Below are 20,783 nucleotides of genomic sequence, written 5' to 3'. Positions count from 1 at the left end.
GCGCAGGACGCCGGTCAGCGGGGCCGGCCGGGATCCCCCGCGTTTCCCTCTCCGCCGGTGTCGTCGGTCTCGGCCGACAGCTGGTGCTCGACGCTCACGACGCCGTCGACGCTCTGGCACAGCTGCACCAGGGCCGGCAGCAGGCTCTTGCGCCGCACCGAGCCGCTGAGCCGCACCTGCCCGTGGTTCACCTCGACGCCGACGGCCGAGGGCCGCTCGCGCAGGGTGCGCACGAGCACGTCCTCGATGATCTCCTCCCGGATGGCGCGGTCGGTCCGCAGGAAGACGCGCAGCAGGTCGGCGCGGCTGACGAGGCCGACCAGGCGCCCGTCCTCGTCCACCACCGGCAGCCGCTTGACGCGGTGCTCCTCCATGGCGCGGGCGGCCTCCACGACGCTCCATTCCGGCCGGGCGCAGACGGCCGGGCTGGTCATCAGCCCCTCGGCCGTGGTCGCCTCGTGCTTGGCGCGGACGCGTGGGTCCGGGGAGTGCGGGGAGTCCGGCTGCCGTGACGCCTTGGCGAGCAGGTCCGCCTCGGAGACCACGCCCACCGGCCGGTCCTCGGCGTCCACGACCGGGACCGCGGTGATGTCGTGCTCGTGGAGCACGTGCACGATCTCCGTGAACTGGGTGCCGCGCTGGACCCGGACGACCGAACGGGTCATCAGGTCTCCGACGCTTCTGTGCTGCAACATGTACCGGTCCCTCGGCGGATGGCGATGACGTCGCGTCAAATCTAGGGCTCCCGGGGCCGGCCGCGGCGCACGCCCTGCCCTCGGCCGGGCGTATGACCGGGCTGTGGCGATCTTGTATCGGGGGTCGCCGACCCCTGCCGCACCTTGCGCTCCCTCGGTTACTGTCCCGTTCGACCGGGTTCCACCACGCCACCGCCCGACGGTGGCATTCCGCTTTCCGAAAGGACGTCATGCGCGCGCTTCTCCGCCGCCGGGCGATATCGGCACTCGTCACGACCGCCGTCGCCGCCCCCGTGCTCCTCGCCGCCACGGCCGCCCCCGCCGGCGCCCTGACCCCGTCCCCGGACGACCGGCACAGACAGGCCGAACGCCTGGCGAAAAAGCTGGTCAAGGCCTCCTCCGGGAAGAGCGCATACCGCCACCTCGAGGCGCTGCAGGACATCGCCGACGACCACGACGGCAACCGCGCCGCGGGCACCGCCGGCCACAAGGCGTCCACCGAGTACGTCCACCGCCTGCTGAAGAAGGCCGGCTACGACGTCTCGTACCAGGACTTCGACTTCTACGAGTCCAAGACGCTGCGCGAGAAGCTGAGCGTGGTCTCCCCCGACCCGCGCGAGGTCAAGGTCGCCGCCTACGACTTCAGCGCGCCCTCGCCCCAGGGCGGTCTGAAGGCCGCGCTCGCCGCGCCCCGCGTCGACGACACGCCCGGCTGCAGCCTGGACGACTACGCCGCCGGCGACTTCAAGGGCAGGATCGCCCTCGTCAAGCGCGGCAGCTGCACGTTCCAGCAGAAGGAGGAGGTCGCCGCCAAGGCGGGCGCGATCGGCCTGATCCTCTACAACCACTCCGGCACCGCTCCCGTGCACGGCACGGTCGAGGACCCGGCCAAGGCCCACATCCCGGCCGGCGGCGTCTCCCTGGCCGACGGCGAGGCCCTGGCCGCCGCGGTCGCCAAGGGCGAGGTGACCGTCTCCCTGGACGTCGCCACCGAGGCGTCCAAGCGCCGGACCCGCAACGTGATCGCCGAGACCCGGGGCGGCAGCGCCGACCACGTCGTGGCGCTCGGCAGCCACCTCGACTCGGTGCCCGAGGGCCCGGGCATCAACGACAACGGCTCCGGCTCGGCCGGCCTCCTCGAGGTCGCGCTCAAGCTCGCGCAGGAGACCCGCAAGCCCGGCCAGAAGCCCGCCAACAAGGTGCGCTTCGCCTGGTGGTCGGCCGAGGAGCGGGGCCTGCTGGGCTCGAAGCACTACGTCGCGCAGCTGAGCGAGAAGCAGCGCAAGCAGATCGCGCTGTACCTGAACTTCGACATGATCGCCTCCCCCAACCCGGTGCAGTTCGTCTACGACGGCGACGACTCCGACCACAAGGGCTCGGGCCCCGGCCCGAAGGGCTCCGCGCAGATCGAGCGCCTGATCAACGGCTTCCTGGACCGCAAGGGCGCGCCCCACGAGGGCACGGACTTCGACGGCCGCTCCGACTACGGCCCGTTCATCGAGACCGGCATCCCGGCGGGCGGCACCTTCACCGGCGCCGAGGGCATCAAGACCAAGGAGCAGGCCGCCCGGTTCGGCGGCACCGCGGGCGTCGCCTACGACAGCAACTACCACAAGGCCGGCGACACCCTCGACAACATCGACCGCAAGGCCTTCGACACCAACATCGACGTCATCGCCCACGCGGTCGGCGTCTACGCCCACGACCTGAGCTCGCTGGACGAGCCGGTCAAGGACTGACCCCACCGGCGCCGGGCGGGCGGGAGTTCCCGGCCCGCCCGGCGCGCGGGCCGGCTACTCGGTGGTCCACTTGATCATCCAGGTGTCGTTGAGCACCGAGATGACCCGCTCGCAGCGGGCGACGAACGCGTCGTCCGCCGCCGGCCCGCCGCCCCCGCACTCCCCCGTGCCCCTGCGGGCCACCAGGCGCCGCAGCTCGTCCGCCGTACGCGCGTACTCCATCTCCTGGAAGGCGTACTTGGCCGCCACGCCGTGCGCGCTGACCGCCGCCCCGACGGTGACGACGACGGCCACCCAGGCGGCGGCCCCCTCCGCCCCGAGCCCGCCCGCCAGCGCGCCGAGCACCGCCCCCGCCGCCCCCAGGGCGAACTCCACGCGGCGCACCGCCGTCACCCGGCGGCCCATCTCCTCGGCCTTGGGCCGGTAGTAGCCGTCGATCTGCCGCCGCACCCGCAGCGCGACGTAGGAGTCGACGTCCGAGACCGCCGGGAGCCCGCGGGTCACCGGCCTTATGCCACGGGTGTGCGGCAGCAGGTCCGCCGCGGCCGAGTCCACCCGGTCCGTACGCTCCCGCAGCATCCGCCCGGCGCCGGCGCCCCGGTACGGCGCCACCCCCGCCAGACAGGTGTACACCTCGTTCTTGAGCGCCTCGCCGGCCGAACGCGCCCTGGTCCACCTCTGGACCGCCTGCGGCCCGGCCCGCTGGCCGACGACGGGCACCAGCCCGACGGCGACGGCCGCGACAAAGGCCAGTACCCTGCCGAGCGACGGCCTCTCACCGAGCGTCTGGGATGCGGCCGTGCCGAGCAGCGCTCCGGCGATGCCCAGCAGCAACGACGCGGTTCTCGCCCGCTCGATCGTCCGCTTGAGCCGGTTCGCCGCCTGGGACCACACGCTCTGCCGGTCCCACGCCTCCGCCGCCGCGGCCGCCGTCTCCCCCGCTTCGTCCACGATGCGATTGTGACGGAACGCGGAGCATGGGCAAAGGATCTGCGCATCAAGGGAGTTCGGGAGGAAGGGTGGCGTACGGTGAGGCGCCGGGGGACGCCTGCCCGAGCCGGGCCGGCGGGGACGGCGGGGTCTCCCGTGAACCAGGAGGAGACCATGCTCGACCCCCAGACCGCGCGCCCCGCGGCCGTCGTCGCCGGTGGCCACGAGTTCGGCGGCTGCTTCCTGACGCCCGTGCTGGTCCTCACCGCGGCCCACGCACTCGACGGCCACCGCATCACGGTGACTTCCGGGGATTCCGCCGACCCCGTCGACTGCGACGTCGTATGGCGCCACCCGACCGCGGACGCGGCGCTGCTGCGGCTGCGGGAGCCCGGGAGCGGCCCCGTCGCCGTGGAGTGGGCGGACCTGGCCCCCGGGGCGACGGTGCGGTGCTCGGTGGCCGAGCCGTTCACCCGCCGGGAGGGACTTCTCAGCGCGCCGGGCACCCGGCGGCTCGCGGGGGCCGCGGCCTACGAGGTCGGGCGTGCGCTGGCCAGGTACCTGCTGCTGGAGCTGCTCGACACCTCCACGTCACACGGCGGCGGCCCGGGCCGACGGCCGGCCGCCGTGGCACGGGCCGGTGCCGCCGTCTTCACCGGCATCGCCCTGGCCGGCGTGATCACCGCCGCCCGCAACCCCAAGCCGCGGCGCATCGAGGTCACCCCGGTCCGCGCGCTCTTCACGGACAGCGACTTCGTCGGCGTCCTGCGGGAGCACGGCTGCCCCGTACCGCCCGACTGGCAGATGCCCGCCGCCGCCCCGGACGCCGACTTCGAACGGAAGTACGCGGAATACGTCGCGGGCCGCTACGACCGGATCGCCCTCACCGGCCTCGACCTCTTCGGCGAGCCGGGCACCTGGCCGCTGGAGGCGACCTACCAGGAGCTGCTCGTCACCGGCGGGAGCGAGGGCGAGGACGACGCGGGCACCTCGGTGGAACAGGCGCTGGCCGGACGGGAGCGGGTCCTGTTGCGCGGTGGCGCCGGGTCCGGCAAGACCACGCTGCTGCAGCGGCTGGCCGTGGCGGCGGCGCGCCGGGACCCGGCCTCCTCGCCGGCCTTTCTCCACGACCTGGTGCCCTTCCTCCTGCCGGTCCGGTCCCTGGTGCGGGAGCCGGCGCTGCCCCGGCCGGACCAGTTGCTGGACGCGACCCGCTCCCCGCTGGCCGGCGGGGCCCCGCCGGGGTGGGCGCACCGGGTCCTGGGCGCCGGCCGGGGCCTGATGCTCCTCGACGGCATCGACGAGGCCCCGGCGGACGACCGGCCCAGGATCCGCGCCTGGCTGGCCGACCTGATCGCCGCCTTTCCCGCGAACCGGTGGATCGTCACGGCCCGCCCGTCCGCCGTCGCCCAGGCGTGGCTGGCCATGGAGGGCTTCACGGAGCTCGCCCTGGCCCCCATGACGCGGCAGGACATCCAGGCGTTCGTCCACCGCTGGTTCGACATGGTCCGCCAGGAGGTCCCGGACTCCTTCGGCCGGGTGCGCGTCGAGGACTTCCGGGAGTCCCTCACGGTCGCCCTCGCCACCCGGCGGGAGCTGACCGGACTGGCCACCAACCCCCTGATGTGCACCTTGATCTGCGCCACCCACATGCACCGGCACGGTCACCTTCCCCACGGGATGGAGCTCTACCGGGCCGTCCTCGACATGCTGCTCTCGCGCCGCGACGAGGAGCGCGACATCGGCAGGCCGGAGGGAGTCCGTCTCTCCCCCGAGGCGCAGGCGCAGGTGCTGCAGCACATCGCCTACTGGATGCTGCGCAACGGCCGGACGGAGATCAGTACCGCGCAGGCCGTCACACTTGTCGTACGCGTCCTGCCCGCCATGCCGCGCCTGGGTCCGGCGGGCGGTGCCGACCAGGTCCTGCGGCACCTCATCGCCCGCACGGGCCTGCTGACCGTGCACGGGGAGTCGGTGGGCTTCGTCCACCGGACGCTCCAGGACTACCTGGCCGCACGGGCCGCCGTCGACGGCGAGGACATCGGCATGCTGGTCCGGAACGCCCACGAGGAGCAGTGGCAGGACGTCGTCCGCCTGGCGGTCGGGCACGCCCCGCCGCAGCTCCGGGCCGGGCTGCTCGCCCGCCTCGTCGCCCGCGGCGACGCCGCACCGGAACACCGCGCACGCCTGCACCTCCTGGCGGCGGCCTCCCTGACTCACGCCGTCGAGCTCGACCCCGCGGTCCGGCACCGGGTGGAGCGACGAGCGGCGGCCCTCGTGCCGCCCCGCACGTTCCCCGACGCGCTCGCGCTCGCCGCGGTCGGCCCGCTCGTCCTGGAACTGCTGCCCGGTCCGGAGACGATCGACCCCTACGGCCACGAAGCCGCCATGGTCGTGCGCACCGCCGAACTCATCGGCGGAGAAGCCGCCGAGCTGTTCGTCCGCCGCTTTCCTCCGGTGACGCGGAGCACGGCGCGGGCCGGGACCTCCTGGACCCCCGGCCCGTCGACCGTGCCCACGGTGCCCGTCGACTCCTGGACCACGACGGCCGGCACGACCGATCCGCCGCGGCACGCCGCCTACCGGGGCGACAGGACCGACTTCTCGGCCCTGCGCTCCCTCCCGGGGCTCCACACCCTGACGATCAGCGGCAACGCCTCGCTCACCCGCCTCGACGAGGTGCTCACCGGGCTGCGCAGGCTGCGCACGCTGGTCCTGTCCGGCTGCCCCGGCCTGCGGGACCTGTCCGCCGTCGCCCGCACGGGAGTGGTCTTCCTCGAGATCTCGCCGTACCCCGGGCCCGCCGCGTGCGCCGCCCTGGCCGCGTCGCGCTGGCTGCGGGCGGTCTACCTGCCCGGACTCGAGGAGAACTGCGCCGAAGTGCGGGAGCTGGCGGCCCTGTTACCCGGCGTCACCCTTTTCGCCGGTGCCGGCATCACCACCCCGCCGGGCGCCGGAACCCTGCAGAATGAGGACCCGTGACTTCCCAGCGTCGAGCACCGGGCCACGAGGGCTCCACGGAGGGCCCCGAACTCCACTACACGAAGGAGTTCGACCCCCAGGTACACGAAAGGAGCCCGGCCGCGGGAGGCACGCCGGACGGGGCGCCCCCGGCGGACGCCGACGGCGCCGCCGGCACCGAGCGCTACGCCGCCGACGACGAGGTCTACGTCTTCGACGACCCCGACCTCGTGCTCGCCCTCAACGTCGCGCTGAAGACCGGCCGTCCGCTGCTGCTGTTCGGCCCGCCCGGATCCGGCAAGTCCTCGCTCGCCCCCAACGTGGCCAGGATCCTCGGCTGGCCGTACTACGCCCATGTGGTGACGGCCCGCACCGAGCCGGAGGACCTCCTCTGGCGCTTCGACGCCCTCAAGCGGCTCAACGACGCACAGGCGCACACGCTCGACGACGACATCGCGACGTACTACACCAAGGGCCCGCTCTGGCGCGCCTTCGAACACGGCAGCAGCGGGCGCCGTTCCGTCGTCCTCATCGACGAGATCGACAAGGCCGATCCCGACCTGCCCAACAGCCTGCTCGGCCCGCTCGGCTCCCTCTCCTTCCCCGTGCCCTGGAACGCCGGCGAGGAGTCCGGCACGGTGGGGCTGGTGGCGGTGCAGGAGGAGCACGCTCCGCTCGTGGTCATCACCACCAACGACGAGCGGGAGCTTCCCCGGCCGTTCCTGCGCCGCTGCATCGTCTTCAAGCTGAGCCCCCCCACCAGGAACCACCTGCTGAGCGTGGCCCGCGGCCACCTCGGCGACCGCTACGACGAGGACCTGGCGGAGCTGGTCGCCGACCACATCCTCACCCTGCGGGCCGGGCTGGAGGACCGCGCGGCCGGTCCCGGCACGGCGGAGTACCTCGACGCCCTCAAGGCCAGCCAGCAACTGCGCATCCTGCCCGGATCCGCGGCGTGGCGCGTCCTGGAGAGCGTCGCGCTGCGCAAGGGGCGCGCGGGAGCGGAGCCCGGTACGTGAGCGGGCGGGGGGAGGTGTGCCTGGGCGATCTCGTCAGGGCCGTGGCCGGGCTGCGCCCGGAGGACGGGCACACGGCGTCGGCCATGGCGGCTCTCCTGGGCGGAGAGCACCACCTGGCCCCCGGGACCCCGCCCGGGACGCGGGCCCTGCCGGAGCCGCTGCCGGGGACGGCGCCCGCGCCGGAGTCCTCGGCCGCCGGCGGCGTGCTCGCCCCGGTGCGGCCCGGGCTGGGAGCGACGGCCGTGCCGACGACCGTCCCCCCTCCGGCGTGCACCGACGCCGGGGACGACACCGGAGACCCCCCTGCCGACGGAACGCCCGACGACGGCGCCGTCGTCCCGCCGGGCGGCGCGCCCGGCCGGCCCGTACGGCTGGCCGAGCGGCGCCTGGACTTTTCGCTCGTGTCCGCCGCCGGCCCTCGCCGTGCCGCCGAACGGGCCGCTTCCACGGCGGCCGCGGCGGAGGCCTCACCGGACCTGCTGCGGTTCGCCCCCGCCCCGTGCACGCCGGCCTACGAGCCGCCGTGGACCCCGGACTGGGCGCGTGGCGTCATGTTCGCCGCCGTGGCCACCCCGGTCGCCGGACGGGAGCTGAACCTGCGGGCCCTGCTGTGCCGCGTCTCGCGCCACGACGCGATCCGCGCCGTGCCCCGGCGACTCCGCCCGACCACTCGCCGCGGCGCACAGCTGTTGCTGGACCACGGCCCGGGCATGGCCCCGTTCCAGGACGACCGGCTGTGGCTGCGGGAGTTGCTGGGCAGCGTCGCGGGACGGAACCGGGTCGAGGTCCTGCGGTTCCGGGGCGTTCCCGGCCGCGGCGTCGTACGGCGCGATCCGCTCGACCTCCAGGAGTACCGGCCGCCGCCGCCGGGCACTCCGGTGGTGCTGGTGTCCGATCTCGGCCGGCTGCGGCCGCCGTTCGCCGGCAGGTGGGCAGCCCGCCCCGGGGAGTGGGTGGACTTCGTCGACACCGTGGTGCACAGCGGCTGTCCCGTGGTGTGCCTGACGCCCTACGAGCCCGCCGCCTACCCTGCCGCCCTCCGCGCGAGGGTGGCCTTCATCCCTCTCGACCGGCGCATCTCCCTGCGGCACGCCAAGGAGGCCACGGCAGGGGTCCGGCGTCATCTGGAGGGCCTGTGACGACGGATCCCGAAGCGCCCGACGAGGAGATGACCGCCTTCGTCGAACGACTGGCACGGCTGCGGCCCGAGCTCGTACGGCTCGCTGAGTGCCTCTGCCTCGCGGCGGACGTGGAACGACCCCTGCTCCGGCGGGTACGGCTGCGCTTCCTGCCCCGGTCGTCCTCGGGCCTGGAGGCGGAGTTGTGGTTCTCGCCCCTGGTCGAGGCCGCCGGGGAGCACAGCCTGCGGCTGGATCCCGCCGCCGCGACCGTCCTGCGGCGCCGGCTCGCCCGCCGGCCCCGCGAGCACGTCGAGGCGGTGTGGGACTGCACGCGCGAGGCCCATGCCGGGGCCCCCGCCGTCACCCGGTGGTTCGAGGACCTGCTGTGGGCCGACGTGTTCCCCGACGCCGCCCCGGCCGGGCAGGTGGACAGGCAGCTGCGCCGCGTACTGACCGCGGTCGGCACGGCCGGTGAGGCCGCGGACGAGCTCGGCCGCTGGGCGCTGCACTACGTGTCCCGGCTGCCGCCCCGGCTGTTGCGGCACGAGGACGCCCGGCGCATCCAGGTCGTGTCCTGCGAGCGCCTGGGGCTGGAGCCCCCGCCGGATCCGTTCCCCCGCCCCGCCGCCACCGACGAGGAGGCCCGCGCCCTGGTGCGGCACGCCGTTCCGGTCGGTGTGTCGGCACGCTCGGACGGGCTGGTGCTCAGCAGGCCGCCGGCCCCCGGCGCCCGGACGGTGCTCGCCTCCGGGGGCCGCAAGGTGCGCCTGGAGGTGGTCAGCGGGCACGCCAGGGTGCCGGAGCCGGTCCGGCTGGAGGTCTGGGAGGACCAGAGCCTGCGGCTGCGCTTCGCCGTGGTCGAGCGCCTCGGGCCGGACGGACGGCGGGTGATGACGTTCGCCCACCCGGGGACCGCGGCGGAGGTGGCGGTGACCGTGTCCCCCGGTGCGGGGGCCGTCCACTGCGCGGTACTGCTCTCGGAGGGAACGATCGTGCTGCACGGGCCCGACGGTGCGCCGGCCGGTCGCGTCCCCGCGGAGGCGGACGCCTCCCGCGGGTCCCTCGCACTGTCGCCCGGGGGTTCGCTGCTCGCGTGGATCGAGGACGGCACGGTGCGGCAGCGCGACCTGACGACGGGAAGAGACGTGCCCGTGGAGCAGACCGGCCGTGCGGCGGTCGGCTGCCGCTATCCGGCCGAGGGCGGGGAGCTCGTCCTGACGTACGAACAGGCGAACGACCCCGATCCCGATCCGGCCGTCTGGGCCACCGACCGGGGGGAGATCTGGGCCCGCACGGAAGCGGGCGACGACGAGGTCCCGGGCCCGCTCGCGCAGCTGTTCGTGGGACGGGCCCCGTGGCAGGTCACCTCGCTGGCTCTCAGCCCGGACGGCCGGGCCGTGGCGGCGGTCGGGGGCGACACCCGCCTGCTCCACTGGGCGATCCCCCCGGCCCGGGAGCGCGTGCCCCGGGAGATCCGGCTGGGCTTCTGCGCCGATCGCGTCTTCGCCCACCCGGACGGCGGCTGGACCGTCGCGGGGAGCGGCGGGCCCGTGACGCTGACCACCGAGGACGGCGACCGCTACTTCGTCACGCCCGACACCGAGGGCTTGGCGGCGGCCGGTGACCTCGCCTCGTGGGCGCGTGGCTGTGTGGTGGCGGTGGCACGGTGGTCCGGCGACGACGACTCCGGGGAGTCCGGGCCCCGGCACCCGGCGGACCGGCTGGAGGAGGCCCGGGAGCACGGCGTGGACTGCCTCGCCGTCGGGCCCTTCCTCCTCACCGGCGACGGCCACGGGCCGCCCGGCGCACCGGGCGTGGTTCCGCCGCCGGACCGGGAAGGCATCCTGGACCTGGCCCCTCTGCTGACCCGGGCTCACAGCCACGGCCTGCGGATCCTCACCGACATCGACCTGACCGCCGTCGCGAGCGGCCCCGGCGATCCTCCGGCGGCGGGTGTGCTCGACTTCGTCCGGCGGTGGCTCGATCACGGACTGGACGGCGTGCGCGTCCTCGGCCGCCGCGTCCCTCCGGGACTGCTGACGGATCTGCGCCACCTCGTGGACGGCTACGACGAACGCGTGCTGATGCGCGTCGAGGACACGCTCGAATTCATGTCCGTGGCGGCCCTGTCCTCTTCCGCCGAAAGGTCATGTCACGTGGTGGCCTCGCCCGCCTTCACCCACCCGTTCCTGCTGTGGACCAACGAGTTCAACATGAGCGCACCGGACACTCTGCGGCCGACCGACGCCCTGTCCCTGCTGAAGGCGGCGGGGCCGGACGTGCGATGGGGCTATCCAGTGCCCACCCACGGGCTCTCCGAGGAGCTACGGCGCTTCATGGCCGCCGTGCTGCTCAGTCTTCCCGGGTGTCCCATGCTGCCGCTCGACGTCCTGTGGGAAGCACCCGTGGCCGGCATGCTGTCCGTGCGCCGCGACCACCTGGCGCTGACCCACGGAAGCGCCCGGTTCCTGGATCCAGAAACGTCCAGCGTACCGGGGCTGGTCCGCGAACACGGGGACGAGAGAGTGCTGTGCCTGGTCAACGGCACCGCGAGGTCCGAGACCACATGGGTGCGGGCGGCGGACCTGGGAAAGGGGCCGGGGCAGCTGCTGGACCTGCTGGACGGCTCCCTGACCGAGTGCCCGGCCGACAGTCTCGTACCGCTCACCGTGGAGGCCTGCAGCGTCCGGTGGCTGCAGTGGCTGCCACCGGATCGCCCTGGGCCCTTGGCCCCGCCCACCGCCGGCACGCCGCGCGCCCGCGCGTCCGACGCGCGGGAGTGAGCACGATGACCCGACCCCGACCCCGCGTGTTCATCGCCCACAGCTCGAACTGCCCGCCCCAGGACGGTTGCCGGTGCCGCGCGTTCCTCGCGGCCACGGCGGGGCACCTGCACGATCTGGGGTGCGATCCGGTGTACGACAAGGCCCGTCTCGCCGGCGGCTGCGAGTGGAGCCCCACGGTGCTGCGGCTGATGGGCTCCTGCCACGGCATGGTCGTCCTGCTGTCCCGGCACGCCCTCGTCTCCCCGCACGTCAAGAGGGAGATCCGCATCGCCGAGTTCATGCGGCAGCAGAACATGGGCTCGTTCGTCCTCCTGCCATTGCTGCTGCCGGGGGTCCGCAGAGCGGACCTCGACGCGAGCGAGAGCAAGCTGAGAAAGCTCAACCTCTCCAAGTACGACATGGCGTACTGGCCGGCCGGCGCCGGCCCCGAGGAGCCCCCCGAGAAGCTGGGGCAGAGCCTGCTGCCGCTGGTGGAGCGGTACGGAGCCCTCCCCCACCCCGAGGTGACGGAGTACGTCGCCTGCCGCATCGCGGCGCTGTCCGACGTCGTCCTGGAACGCACGGCGCAGATCCTGGGCGTCACCACGCTGGCCTACGCCCCGGACCACACGAACTACCGCGTCTCCCGGGGCCTGCTGACCGAGCGGCCGCTGGCGGAGTTCGGCGACCCGTGCCGCATGCGCGAGGCCCTCGGCTATTTCCTGGGCCAGCTGGCGGACAGGAGCCGCCGGCAGGAGATCGTGGACGTCGTCGTGCCGTACTCACGCGTGCCCGGCGGAGCGGCCGACCAGTTGCAGGCCCTGGCCGAGGCCACCGAGGGCCGGGTGGCCCTGCTCGAGTCGCGGTCGGGGAGGACGGCCGAGATGTACCTGCGGCGCGCGAGCGAGAACCCGGACCCCTGGTTGGTGCACAAGCCCGTCCCGCGCAAGGGAATGCCCTGGGTGGACAGCATCGTCAGCGACATCCGGGACTTCCTCCACCGGGAACTCTGTTTCGGTGAGCCGTGCGGGCCGGCCGAACTGCAGAAGGCCCTGATCCGTCATGAGCGCGAGTCCGGCGGGCCGGTGACCATCGCTCTCCACGAGCCGCCCGAGGCCCGGCTGCTGCAGCGGCTGCTGGAGGAGTTCCCACGGCTGCTGTTCCTCTTCTCCTCCGCCCGGGTCGGGGACGGCCCGCCCGCGCTGGGCAGTCGCAACCGCCTCATATCCCTGACGCCCGGGCAGGAGCGCGACATGCTGGCCACGCACCGCCGTTTCCATGACGCCCGCGCGCCGTACGGCCCGGTGTGAGGAGGACCCCGTCGCACGCGAGCTCCGCCACGTGGCCGGGGAAACCATGGCGGTGCGCCCATGGTCGGCCCAGGCTGGGACAGAAGACAGGGGAAGGCCGATCAGCGTTGCGGAGGACTCATGCGGAACGACACGACGACCGACGGCCCCGGCGAGCGGGAGCTGCGGTCCCTGGACGCCCACTGGCGCGCCGCGAACTATCTGGCCGTCGGGCAGATCTACCTGATGCGCAACCCGCTGCTGAGGGAGCCGTTGCGTGCCGAGCACGTCAAGCCGCGGCTGCTCGGCCACTGGGGGACCTCGCCGGGGCTGAACCTCGTCCACACCCATCTCAACCGCGTCGTCACGGCGCGTGAGCTGAACGCCCTGTGCGTGTGGGGACCCGGGCACGGCGGGCCGGCGGTGCTGGCGAACTCCTGGCTGGAGGGGTCGTACTCCGAGACGTACCCGGATGTGGGCCGGGACGCGGCGGGCATGGAGCGGCTGTTCCGGCAGTTCTCCTTCCCCGGCGGCGTGCCCAGCCACGTCGCGCCCGAGACGCCGGGCTCCATCCACGAGGGCGGGGAACTGGGCTACTCGCTCTCCCACGCCTACGGAGCGGCCTTCGACAACCCGGACCTGCTCGTGGCGTGCGTCATCGGCGACGGCGAGGCCGAGACCGGTCCGCTCGCCGCGTCCTGGCACTCGAACAAGTTCCTCGACCCCGTCCACGACGGCGCCGTGCTGCCCGTCCTCCACCTCAACGGCTACAAGATCGCCAACCCGGCCGTCCTGGCCCGCCTCCCCGGACCCGAGCTGGACGACCTCCTGCGCGGCTACGGTCACGAGCCGCTCCACGTGTCCGGGGACGACCCGATGGCCGTCCACCGGGACATGGCCGCCGCCATGGACACCGCGCTCGACCGGATCGCCCTGATCCAGCGCACCGCCCGTCGGGAAGGCGTCACCGAACGCCCCCGCTGGCCGGTGATCGTGCTGCGCACCCCGAAGGGCTGGACCGGCCCGGCCGAGGTCGACGGGCTGCCCGTCGAGGGCACCTGGCGCGCCCACCAGGTCCCGCTGTCCGGCGTCCGCGACAATCCCGACCACCTGCGGCAGCTGGAGGCGTGGCTGCGCTCCTACCGGCCGGAGGAGCTGTTCGACGATCACGGCCGGCCCCGGCCCGAGGTCCTGGCCTGCGTGCCCGGCGGCGAGCGCCGGCTCGGCGCCACGCCGCACGCCAACGGCGGTCTGCTGCTGCGCGACCTGCCCCTGCCCCCGCTGGAACGCTTCGCGGTGCCGGTGGACAAGCCGGGCGGCACCCGGCACGAGCCGACCGGCGTGCTGGGCGACCTGCTCGAGAGCGTGATGGAGGCGACAGGCGAGCGCCGGGACTTCCGGCTGGTCGGTCCCGACGAGACGGCCTCCAACCGGCTCCAGGCCGTCTACCGCGCCAGCGGCAAGGCCTGGCAGGCCGCGACCCTGACCACCGACGAGCACCTGGACCGGCACGGCCGGGTCATGGAGATCCTCTCCGAGCACACCTGCCAGGGCTGGCTGGAGGGCTACCTCCTCACCGGCCGGCACGGCCTGTTCTCCAGCTACGAGGCCTTCGCCCACATCGTCGACTCCATGGTCAACCAGCACATCAAATGGCTGCGGGTCAGCCGCCGCCTGCCCTGGCGCCGGCCCATCGCCTCCCTCAACTACCTCCTCACCTCGCACGTGTGGCGCCAGGACCACAACGGCTTCTCCCACCAGGACCCCGGCTTCATCGACCACATCCTCAACAAGAGTCCCGAAGCCGTACGCGTCTACCTCCCGCCGGACGCCAACACCCTCCTGTCCGTCGCCGACCACGTGCTGCGCAGCCGGGACTACGTCAACGTGATCGTCGCCGGCAAGCAGCCCTGCTTCGACTGGCTGGGCCTGGAGGAGGCCCGTGCGCACTGCGCGCGCGGCGCCGGGATCTGGCCGTGGGCCGGCACCGAGGACGGCACCCGCGAGCCCGACGTCGTCCTGGCCTGCGCCGGCGACGTCCCCACCCAGGAGGTCCTCGCGGCCGCGCAACTCGTCCGCCACCACCTGCCCCACCTGTCGGTGCGCGTCGTCAACGTCGTCGACCTGGCCAGGCTGCTGCCCCCCGGGGAACACCCCCACGGCATGACGGACCCGGAGTACGACGCCCTCTTCACCCGCGACAAGCCGGTGATCTTCGCCTACCACGGCTATCCCTGGCTCATCCACCGTCTCGCCTACCGCCGCACCGGCCACGCCAACCTGCACGTGCGCGGCTACAAGGAGATCGGCACCACCACCACGCCCTTCGACATGGTCGTGCGCAACGACCTCGACCGCTACCGCCTGGTCATGGACGTCATCGACCGCGTCCCCACCCTGGCCGTCCGGGCCGCCCCCGTCCGGCAGGCCATGGAGGACGCCCGCAGCCGCCACCACGCCTGGATCCGCGAACACGGCACCGACATGCCGGAGGTCGAGGAATGGACGTGGCCCGGCTGACCGGGCCGCCGCGGATCGCTACGGGTGCGGCACCACGGCCACCGGGCAGGAGGCGTGGTGCAGCACCGCGTGGGTGACGTGGCCGACGCGCTGGAGGCCGTGGGGGCCGGCGGTGCGGCGTCCGACGACGAGGAGCGCGGCGCGCCCGCCGGCGGAGAGCAACACCTGCGCGCCGCTGCCCATTTCGACGTGCTCGGCGACCTCCACGTCCGGATACGCCCGCCGCCACGGGAGCAGGGCCTCGGCCAGCCGCCGCTTCTCCAGTGGTTCGAATCCCCCGGCCTCGTCGGCCAGGTGCAGGGATCCGGGGCTCCAGGCGAAGACCGGGGGCAGGGACCAGGCCCGTACGGCCCGCAGGCGCGCGCCCCGCGTCCGCGCGGCCGCGAAGGCGAACTCCAGGACGGGACCCGCGTCCTCCGCCACGGCGTCGACGCCCACCACCACCTCGTCCGGGGCCGGCGAAGGTTCCTCGTCCGCCTCGCCGGGGTCGCGTACGAGCACGACCGGCCCCTCGGCCTGCCGCAGGACGTGCAGGGCGACGGAGCCGACCAGGTACCCGACCAGGGCGCCGTGGCCGCGCGAGCCGAGCACGAGCAGGCCGGTCCGCCGCGTCTCGTCGACCAGGGCCGGCACCGCGTCGTCCGGCAGCACGTGGGCCGAGAGCGGCACCCCGGGCTCGGCCGCGGCCACCCGGCTCTCCGCCGCCCGCAGCAGGTCGTGCGCCCAGCGCTCCTGCGTGTCGGCGTCCGCCGCGATGGGCAGGTCCAGGGGCCGCCAGATCCAGGCGTGCACCAGGCGCAGCTCCGCATCCCGGCGCCGCGCCTCGGCCGCCGCCCATACGGCGGCGGCCAGACTGTGGTCGGTTCCGTCCACTCCCGCGGTGATCGTGCCGGACATGAGGCCCCTCCCGATGGCGGTGGGGACCATGGTTGCCGTGGCCCCCTGCCGTGCGCAACCGGGCCGCGCGGCCGGCGGCGGGACGCCGTCAGGGGGGCAGCAGAGGTTTAGGACATCGCCGAAGGGTCACTCGAGGTGGATGTGGTTCGTCACGCCTCCCGGTGTCTACCCCCCGCAGGAGGACACCTGGCTGCTGGAGGCGGCCCTGCGGCGGGAGCGTCTGCCGCCCGGGGCCCGGGTGCTCGACGTCGGGACGGGGACCGGCGCGCTGGCCCTCGCCGCGGCCCGGCAGGGCGCCGGGCAGGTCACGGCCGTCGACATTTCCGTGCGCGCGGTGCTCACCGCCCGCGTCAACGGCCTGCTGGCCCGCCGCCGCATCCGGGCGGTGCGCGGCGATCTGCTGGGGCCGGTCGCCGGGCAGCGCTTCGACCTGGTGCTGGCCAACCCGCCGTACGTGCCCACGCCCGCCACCGGACGCCCGCCCCGGGCGGCGGACCGGCCCCGGGACGCCGGGGAGGACGGGCGGAGCGTGCTCGACCCGCTGTGCGCCCGGGTACCGGCCCTGCTGGAGCCGGCCGGGGTGCTGCTGATCGTGCACTCCGCGCTGTCCGGGGTGGCGAGGACCCTCGCGCTGCTGGCCGACGGCGGGCTGGAGGCGCGGATCACCGACCGCCGGTTCGTGCCGCTCGGCCCCGTCGTCCGTGCGCGTGCCGACTGGCTGCGCTCGCGCGGGCTGCTCGCGCCCGGGCAGGACAAGGAGGAGCTGGTGGTGATCCGTGCCCGGCGAACGCCGTGATCACTGTGCGCACCGCGAGCACGGCGAGGGCTGTGCCTCCTGCGCGGCGGAGCGGGCCGGTCCGCCCGCCCGCCGCGTCCGCCAGGAGCCCGGCGGGCCGATGCTCGTCGAGGGCCCGGTCGAGGTCGTGGGGGACGACGGCACGCTCGTGCGGTCCGACCGGCCCGTGGTCGCCCTGTGCACCTGTCGGCTCAGCCGGATCTTCCCCTGGTGCGACACCAGCCACCGGGGCCCGCCGCCGAAGGACGGACACGCGCCGAAGGACGGACACGCGCCCGGGGAGGGGTCGAGCTCAGCGTAGGGGCACGCGCAGCGACGACCTGCCCGCCCGCCAGGCGTCCAGGAGGTGGTCGCCCAGGCGTTCCTCCAGCAGCAGGGTGGCGGCGATCCCGAACACCACGTCGGCCGCCAGGTGCGGCTCCTCGCGGAGCAGGCCGCCGACGACCTCGTGGCGTACGAGCTGTTCGTGCACCGCGTCCGCCTCCACGTGCTCGGTGTAGAAGTGGACGGCCGCCGCTCCCCCGCCCAGCCTCTCCAGCGCCTCGATCATCCGCCGGGAAGCGGGCGGAGAGGTGCTCTCGACGACCGCGAAGTGCCCCACGAGGGCGCCGCGCGCGGCCCGGTGCAGGCCGAGCAGCGACATGAGGTTGACGGTGGCCAGGGTCGGGGCCGGTGCCGCGTCCAGGTAGTGGCCGTAGGTGTCGTCGAGGTACAGGTCCCGCATGAGGGCGGCGAAGAGCGTGGCGTGCACCCGCTCGGCGCGGCCGGCCCCGAACTCCTCGTACTCGACGGTGACCAGGGCGGCCTTCGCCCCGCCGGTCAGCCGCGGGATCATCCAGGCGTGCGGGTCGGCCTCCTTGAGCTGGTAGAGCGAGCGGTGCGCCGCGTACTCGCGCAGCTGCCACAACTGCCCCTCGTCCCGCAGGTAATGCGTGACGCCGTGGCCGTCGAGGGGTTCGGTCACCAGGTCGCCGAGCGCGGAGCCGACGTCGTCACCGGGCGGTACGTCCGCGCGCAGGGCGGAGCGGAACGCCCGTTCGAGGGCGTGGCGCAGCCGCAGCAGGCCGGGGTCCCACTCCCACGCGTCGTCGACCCCGTCGAGGCCGCGGTAGTGCAGCTCGTAGCAGAGGTACAGGGCGAGCTGGAGGTCGTCGCCGTAGGGGTCGGCGCGGCCGGCGACGGCGTCGTCGGGCAGGCGGGCGCCGGGTTCGCGGGCGAGCGCCTCGGCGAGCGCGGCGGTCAGTTCCCCGCGCGGGGGCGGGCAGGCCGCCATGCGTCAGTCCTCCGGGACGTCGCGGACGTCCAGGGGCCGGGTCGCCGGTCCCTGCAGGACCGTGCCGTCGACGGCGAACCGCGAGCCGTGGCAGGGGCATTCCCAGGTCCGCTCGGCGGCGTTGAACGCCACCAGGCAGCCCAGGTGGGTGCAGCGCGCGGAGACCGCGCGCAGCGTTCCGTCCTCCTCCCGGTGGACGGCGCAGCGCCTGCCGCCCAGGCGGACGACGGCGCCGCCGCCGGGCGGGATGTCCTCGGCCGAGTCCGCGTGGGTCGTCCGCAGCCGGTCGCCGACGAAATGCCGCCCGACGGCCGCCTGGTGCCTGAGGAAGGCGGGCGCCTCGCGCACGGTGCTCCACAGCCGTCGCGGGTCGTACAGCCCGGCCCACGGCGGGACGTACCGCCCCACGATGAGGTCGGTGAGCAGCCGGCCGGCCATGACGCCGCCGCTCATGCCCCAGCCGCCGAAGCCGGTGGCGACGTAGGTGTGCTGGGCGCCCGGGTGGAAGGGGCCCACGAGCGGCACGGTGTCGGTGGGGTCGTTGTCCTGGGCCGCCCAGTGGTGGACCGTCTCGGCGCGCGGGAAGTGCTCGGCCGTGAAGGCGGCGAGGCGGGCGAACCGTTCGGCGACCCCGCCCGCGCCGGGGGTGAAGTGCTCACCCGTGACGATCAGCAGGCGCCGCTCCTCGTCGTACGGGGCCGTGCGCATCGACCGCGTCCGGTCCTCGTCGGTGATGTACATCCCGCCCGGGTCGTCCCCGGCGGGGATCACGGCGGCCACCACCAGCTCGCGGCGCGGGGAGAGCCGGGTGAACAGCAGGGCCCGGTCGAAGACGGGGTAGTGGGTGGCGACGACCACCTCGCGGGCGGTGACCACGGCGCCGTTCTCGGTGGTCAGGCGGCACGGCGTGCCCTCGGTGAGCCCGGTGACGCGGGTGCGCTCGTACAGGCGCCCGCCGCGCTCGCGCAGGTCGTCCGCGAGCGCGAGCAGGTACCTGCGCGGGTGGAACTGCGCCTGCTCCTCGACGCGCACGGCGCCCGCGACGGGGAAGGGCAGCCCGGTCTCCTCGGTGTACGAGGCGGCCAGCCCGGCCTCCCGGGCCGCCTCGGCCTCCGCCTCCATGGCCGGCCGCCGGGCCGGGTCGGTGACGTAGACGAAGGCGGGCACCCGTTCCAGCTCGCAGTCCACGTGCAGCGCGGCCGCGACCTCGACGACCCGTTCGACGGCCTCCTGCTGGGACCGCGCGTACAGCCGCGCGCCCTCCGCGCCCCGGGTGCGGCGCAGCTTGTCGTAGACGAGGGTGTGCAGCGCGGAGAGCTTGGCGGTGGTGTATCCGCTGACCCCGGCGGCGAGGCGGTCGGCCTCCAGGACGGCCACCGAGCGGCCGGCGTCGATCAGCTCCCAGGCGGTGCTCAGGCCCGCGACGCCGCCGCCGACGACGGCGACGTCCACGTCGATGTCCGAGGTCAGGGCCTCGGCGCGGGGCACGGGGGCGACCGTGGCCATCCAGTACGACTCGGCGCTGCCGGGCGGCTCGGGGCCGGGGTCCGGGCCCGGCCCGGGAAGGCGTGACATGACCGACCGGGTTCCCCCGATGCCACGTCCGAAGCACAACGCCGCCGGCGTTGCGTCCGTCCGGGTGGCCAGGCAGTGATCAAGCGGTGAGCAGCCGGTTGAAGAACGAGCGGTAGTGCCGCAGCGCCAGGCGCAGGGCCTCGGTGTCCGCCTCCTCGCCCCGGTTCCACTGGCTCTCCAGGTCCTCCTTGGCCCGGGAGAACGTCGTGGCCAGCGTCTGCATGACCTCCGCCACCAGCGCGTCGGCCGAATGCACTGCGTCGCGCGGGTCGTCGACGAACCGGTTCTGGATCTCCTGCCAGCGCGTCCGGAAGTCCTCCTCGTCGTCCGCGCCCAGCAGCTGCGGGGTCTCCTCCTCGTCCGCCGCGCTCGCGGTCGTGGTGCTCTCGCCTTCGGCGCCGGTGTCCGTGGCGCCGGTGTCCTCGGTGCCGGTGTCCGCCGTGCTCTCGCCGGGGTAGGTGGGCACGCCGGAGAGGCCTTCGGTCTCTTCCCTCTCGTCGCCGGTGTCCCCGCCGCTCGCGCGGGCGAGGTCGTCGGTGGACAGACCGCGATCCTCCGGTTCCGGTACGTCTTCGCGTCGCATGTCTCCTCCGTCCTTCTCAGCCGTCAGGTACGGGCGTGACGGGCCTGGCCACCGTTGGAGAGCAGCTCGTCGAAGAGTGCGCGGTAGTGCACCATGGCACCCCGCAGCTGCTCGGTGGTCGCCTCGTGCCTCATGCTGAGCTTGTTGATCTCGTGTGCGTCGCGGTAGTGCCCGAGCGTGCGGCCGTGCTCGACCGACAGGTCCCTCAGCCGCTGCTCGTACCCCTCGGTGGGGTAGCCGCGGTCGCGCATCAGCGAGGTCACCAGCAGGTCCGCGTCCTGCACGGCGTCCTCGGGGCGGTCCACGAATTCGCCCTGCACGCTGGTCCACTCCCGGGAGTACCGGTCCCGGACACCGCTTTCCAGCGGCTTGATGTCCAGCGAGTCGTGCCGCTTCTCGCGCTCGCTCAGGTCACGCTCGGCCGCCCGCCGGCTGCCGCTCTCCTCCACCGTCCGTTCGTACTCCGGACCGAAGCGCTCGCGCAGCCGCCTGCGGCGCGCCATGAGGTAGGCGCCTGTGGCGACAACGATTACCACCACCAGGGCGATGATGATCGCCAGAAGAATCCCTGTGGACATGAAACCCCACCCCCTAGGGGATGTCGGATATGCACCTTTCAG

The 20,783-nt window shown here is 74.3% G+C and carries 16 protein-coding genes; 9 read left to right on the top strand and 7 right to left on the bottom strand.

Going from position 1 to position 20,783, the window contains the following annotated elements; translation table 11 throughout:
* Positions 1-14: 14 nt before the first annotated feature.
* A complete protein-coding gene (locus IE295_RS05575; protein WP_190062425.1) occupies positions 15-692 on the bottom strand; it encodes a CBS domain-containing protein in 678 nt (225 codons plus the stop codon).
* Between the two features lie 233 nt (positions 693-925).
* Between IE295_RS05575 and IE295_RS05570 the strand changes: the two genes are divergently transcribed.
* Entirely contained in the window at positions 926-2,434 is a 1,509-nt protein-coding gene (locus IE295_RS05570; RefSeq protein WP_190062264.1) for a M28 family metallopeptidase, read from the top strand.
* 54 nt (positions 2,435-2,488) lie between these two features.
* Here the strand turns inward: IE295_RS05570 and IE295_RS05565 are convergent, their stop codons facing one another.
* Complete coding sequence (locus tag IE295_RS05565; RefSeq protein WP_224323356.1) at positions 2,489-3,385, bottom strand: DUF4231 domain-containing protein; 897 nt, start codon at positions 3,383-3,385, stop codon at positions 2,489-2,491.
* A gap of 153 nt (positions 3,386-3,538) precedes the next feature.
* On the opposite strand from IE295_RS05565, the gene IE295_RS05560 reads away from it, so the two are divergent.
* The 6 genes from IE295_RS05560 (at position 3,539) to IE295_RS05535 (ending at position 15,039) form a co-directional block, all read left to right on the top strand.
* The gene (locus IE295_RS05560; protein WP_190062263.1) at positions 3,539-6,346 is read left to right on the top strand and encodes an NACHT domain-containing protein; all 2,808 of its coding nucleotides are present in this window, start codon (positions 3,539-3,541) and stop codon (positions 6,344-6,346) included.
* Positions 6,343-7,344: an AAA family ATPase gene (locus tag IE295_RS05555; RefSeq protein ID WP_190062262.1), complete on the top strand. Its 1,002-nt coding sequence runs from the start codon at positions 6,343-6,345 to the stop codon at positions 7,342-7,344. The genes IE295_RS05560 and IE295_RS05555 overlap by 4 nt, the downstream gene beginning before the upstream one ends.
* Positions 7,341-8,483, top strand: coding sequence for a hypothetical protein (locus IE295_RS05550; protein WP_190062261.1), 1,143 nt, complete (start codon positions 7,341-7,343; stop codon positions 8,481-8,483). Before IE295_RS05555 ends, IE295_RS05550 begins: the two co-directional genes overlap by 4 nt.
* Positions 8,480-11,248: a hypothetical protein gene (locus IE295_RS05545; RefSeq protein ID WP_190062260.1), complete on the top strand. Its 2,769-nt coding sequence runs from the start codon at positions 8,480-8,482 to the stop codon at positions 11,246-11,248. The genes IE295_RS05550 and IE295_RS05545 overlap by 4 nt, the downstream gene beginning before the upstream one ends.
* A 5-nt stretch (positions 11,249-11,253) precedes the next feature.
* The gene (locus IE295_RS05540) at positions 11,254-12,540 is read left to right on the top strand and encodes a toll/interleukin-1 receptor domain-containing protein (RefSeq protein ID WP_190062259.1); all 1,287 of its coding nucleotides are present in this window, start codon (positions 11,254-11,256) and stop codon (positions 12,538-12,540) included.
* 120 nt (positions 12,541-12,660) lie between these two features.
* A complete protein-coding gene (locus IE295_RS05535; RefSeq protein WP_190062258.1) occupies positions 12,661-15,039 on the top strand; it encodes a phosphoketolase family protein in 2,379 nt (792 codons plus the stop codon).
* 18 nt (positions 15,040-15,057) lie between these two features.
* Here IE295_RS05535 and IE295_RS05530 read toward each other — a convergent pair whose 3' ends face one another.
* Positions 15,058-15,936, bottom strand: a complete 879-nt coding sequence (locus IE295_RS05530; protein ID WP_190062257.1) for a universal stress protein — start codon at positions 15,934-15,936, stop codon at positions 15,058-15,060.
* A gap of 139 nt (positions 15,937-16,075) precedes the next feature.
* On the opposite strand from IE295_RS05530, the gene IE295_RS05525 reads away from it, so the two are divergent.
* Both IE295_RS05525 and IE295_RS34385 read left to right on the top strand, forming a co-directional pair.
* Positions 16,076-16,732 carry a HemK2/MTQ2 family protein methyltransferase gene (locus IE295_RS05525; protein ID WP_190062256.1) on the top strand — a complete coding sequence of 219 codons (657 nt, stop codon included), beginning with the start codon at positions 16,076-16,078 and terminating at the stop codon, positions 16,730-16,732.
* Entirely contained in the window at positions 16,713-17,033 is a 321-nt protein-coding gene (locus IE295_RS34385) for a CDGSH iron-sulfur domain-containing protein (protein ID WP_224323358.1), read from the top strand. Before IE295_RS05525 ends, IE295_RS34385 begins: the two co-directional genes overlap by 20 nt.
* Here IE295_RS34385 and IE295_RS05515 read toward each other — a convergent pair.
* The 4 genes from IE295_RS05515 to IE295_RS05500 all read right to left on the bottom strand — a co-directional run bounded on the left by IE295_RS05515 (position 17,025) and on the right by IE295_RS05500 (position 20,741).
* On the bottom strand, positions 17,025-18,005 hold the full coding sequence (locus IE295_RS05515; protein ID WP_190062255.1) for an iron-containing redox enzyme family protein: 981 nt from the start codon (positions 18,003-18,005) through the stop codon (positions 17,025-17,027). The genes IE295_RS34385 and IE295_RS05515 overlap by 9 nt on opposite strands.
* Positions 18,006-18,008: 3 nt before the next feature.
* Positions 18,009-19,580, bottom strand: a complete 1,572-nt coding sequence (locus IE295_RS05510) for an FAD-dependent oxidoreductase (protein WP_372479256.1) — start codon at positions 19,578-19,580, stop codon at positions 18,009-18,011.
* Between the two features lie 79 nt (positions 19,581-19,659).
* Positions 19,660-20,163 (bottom strand): hypothetical protein, encoded by a 504-nt coding sequence (locus tag IE295_RS05505; protein WP_190062254.1) that lies wholly within the window; start codon positions 20,161-20,163, stop codon positions 19,660-19,662.
* A 23-nt stretch (positions 20,164-20,186) separates the two neighbouring features.
* Positions 20,187-20,741, bottom strand: coding sequence for a hypothetical protein (locus IE295_RS05500; RefSeq protein ID WP_190062253.1), 555 nt, complete (start codon positions 20,739-20,741; stop codon positions 20,187-20,189).
* Positions 20,742-20,783: the final 42 nt, after the last annotated feature.

This window comes from Streptomyces griseocarneus (assembly GCF_014655595.1).
In the GTDB taxonomy this organism is placed as follows: Bacteria; Actinomycetota; Actinomycetes; order Streptomycetales; family Streptomycetaceae; genus Streptomyces; species Streptomyces griseocarneus.
The sequence above is the reverse complement of the archived record's forward strand: the minus strand, read 5'-3'. Positions and strand labels throughout refer to the sequence as shown.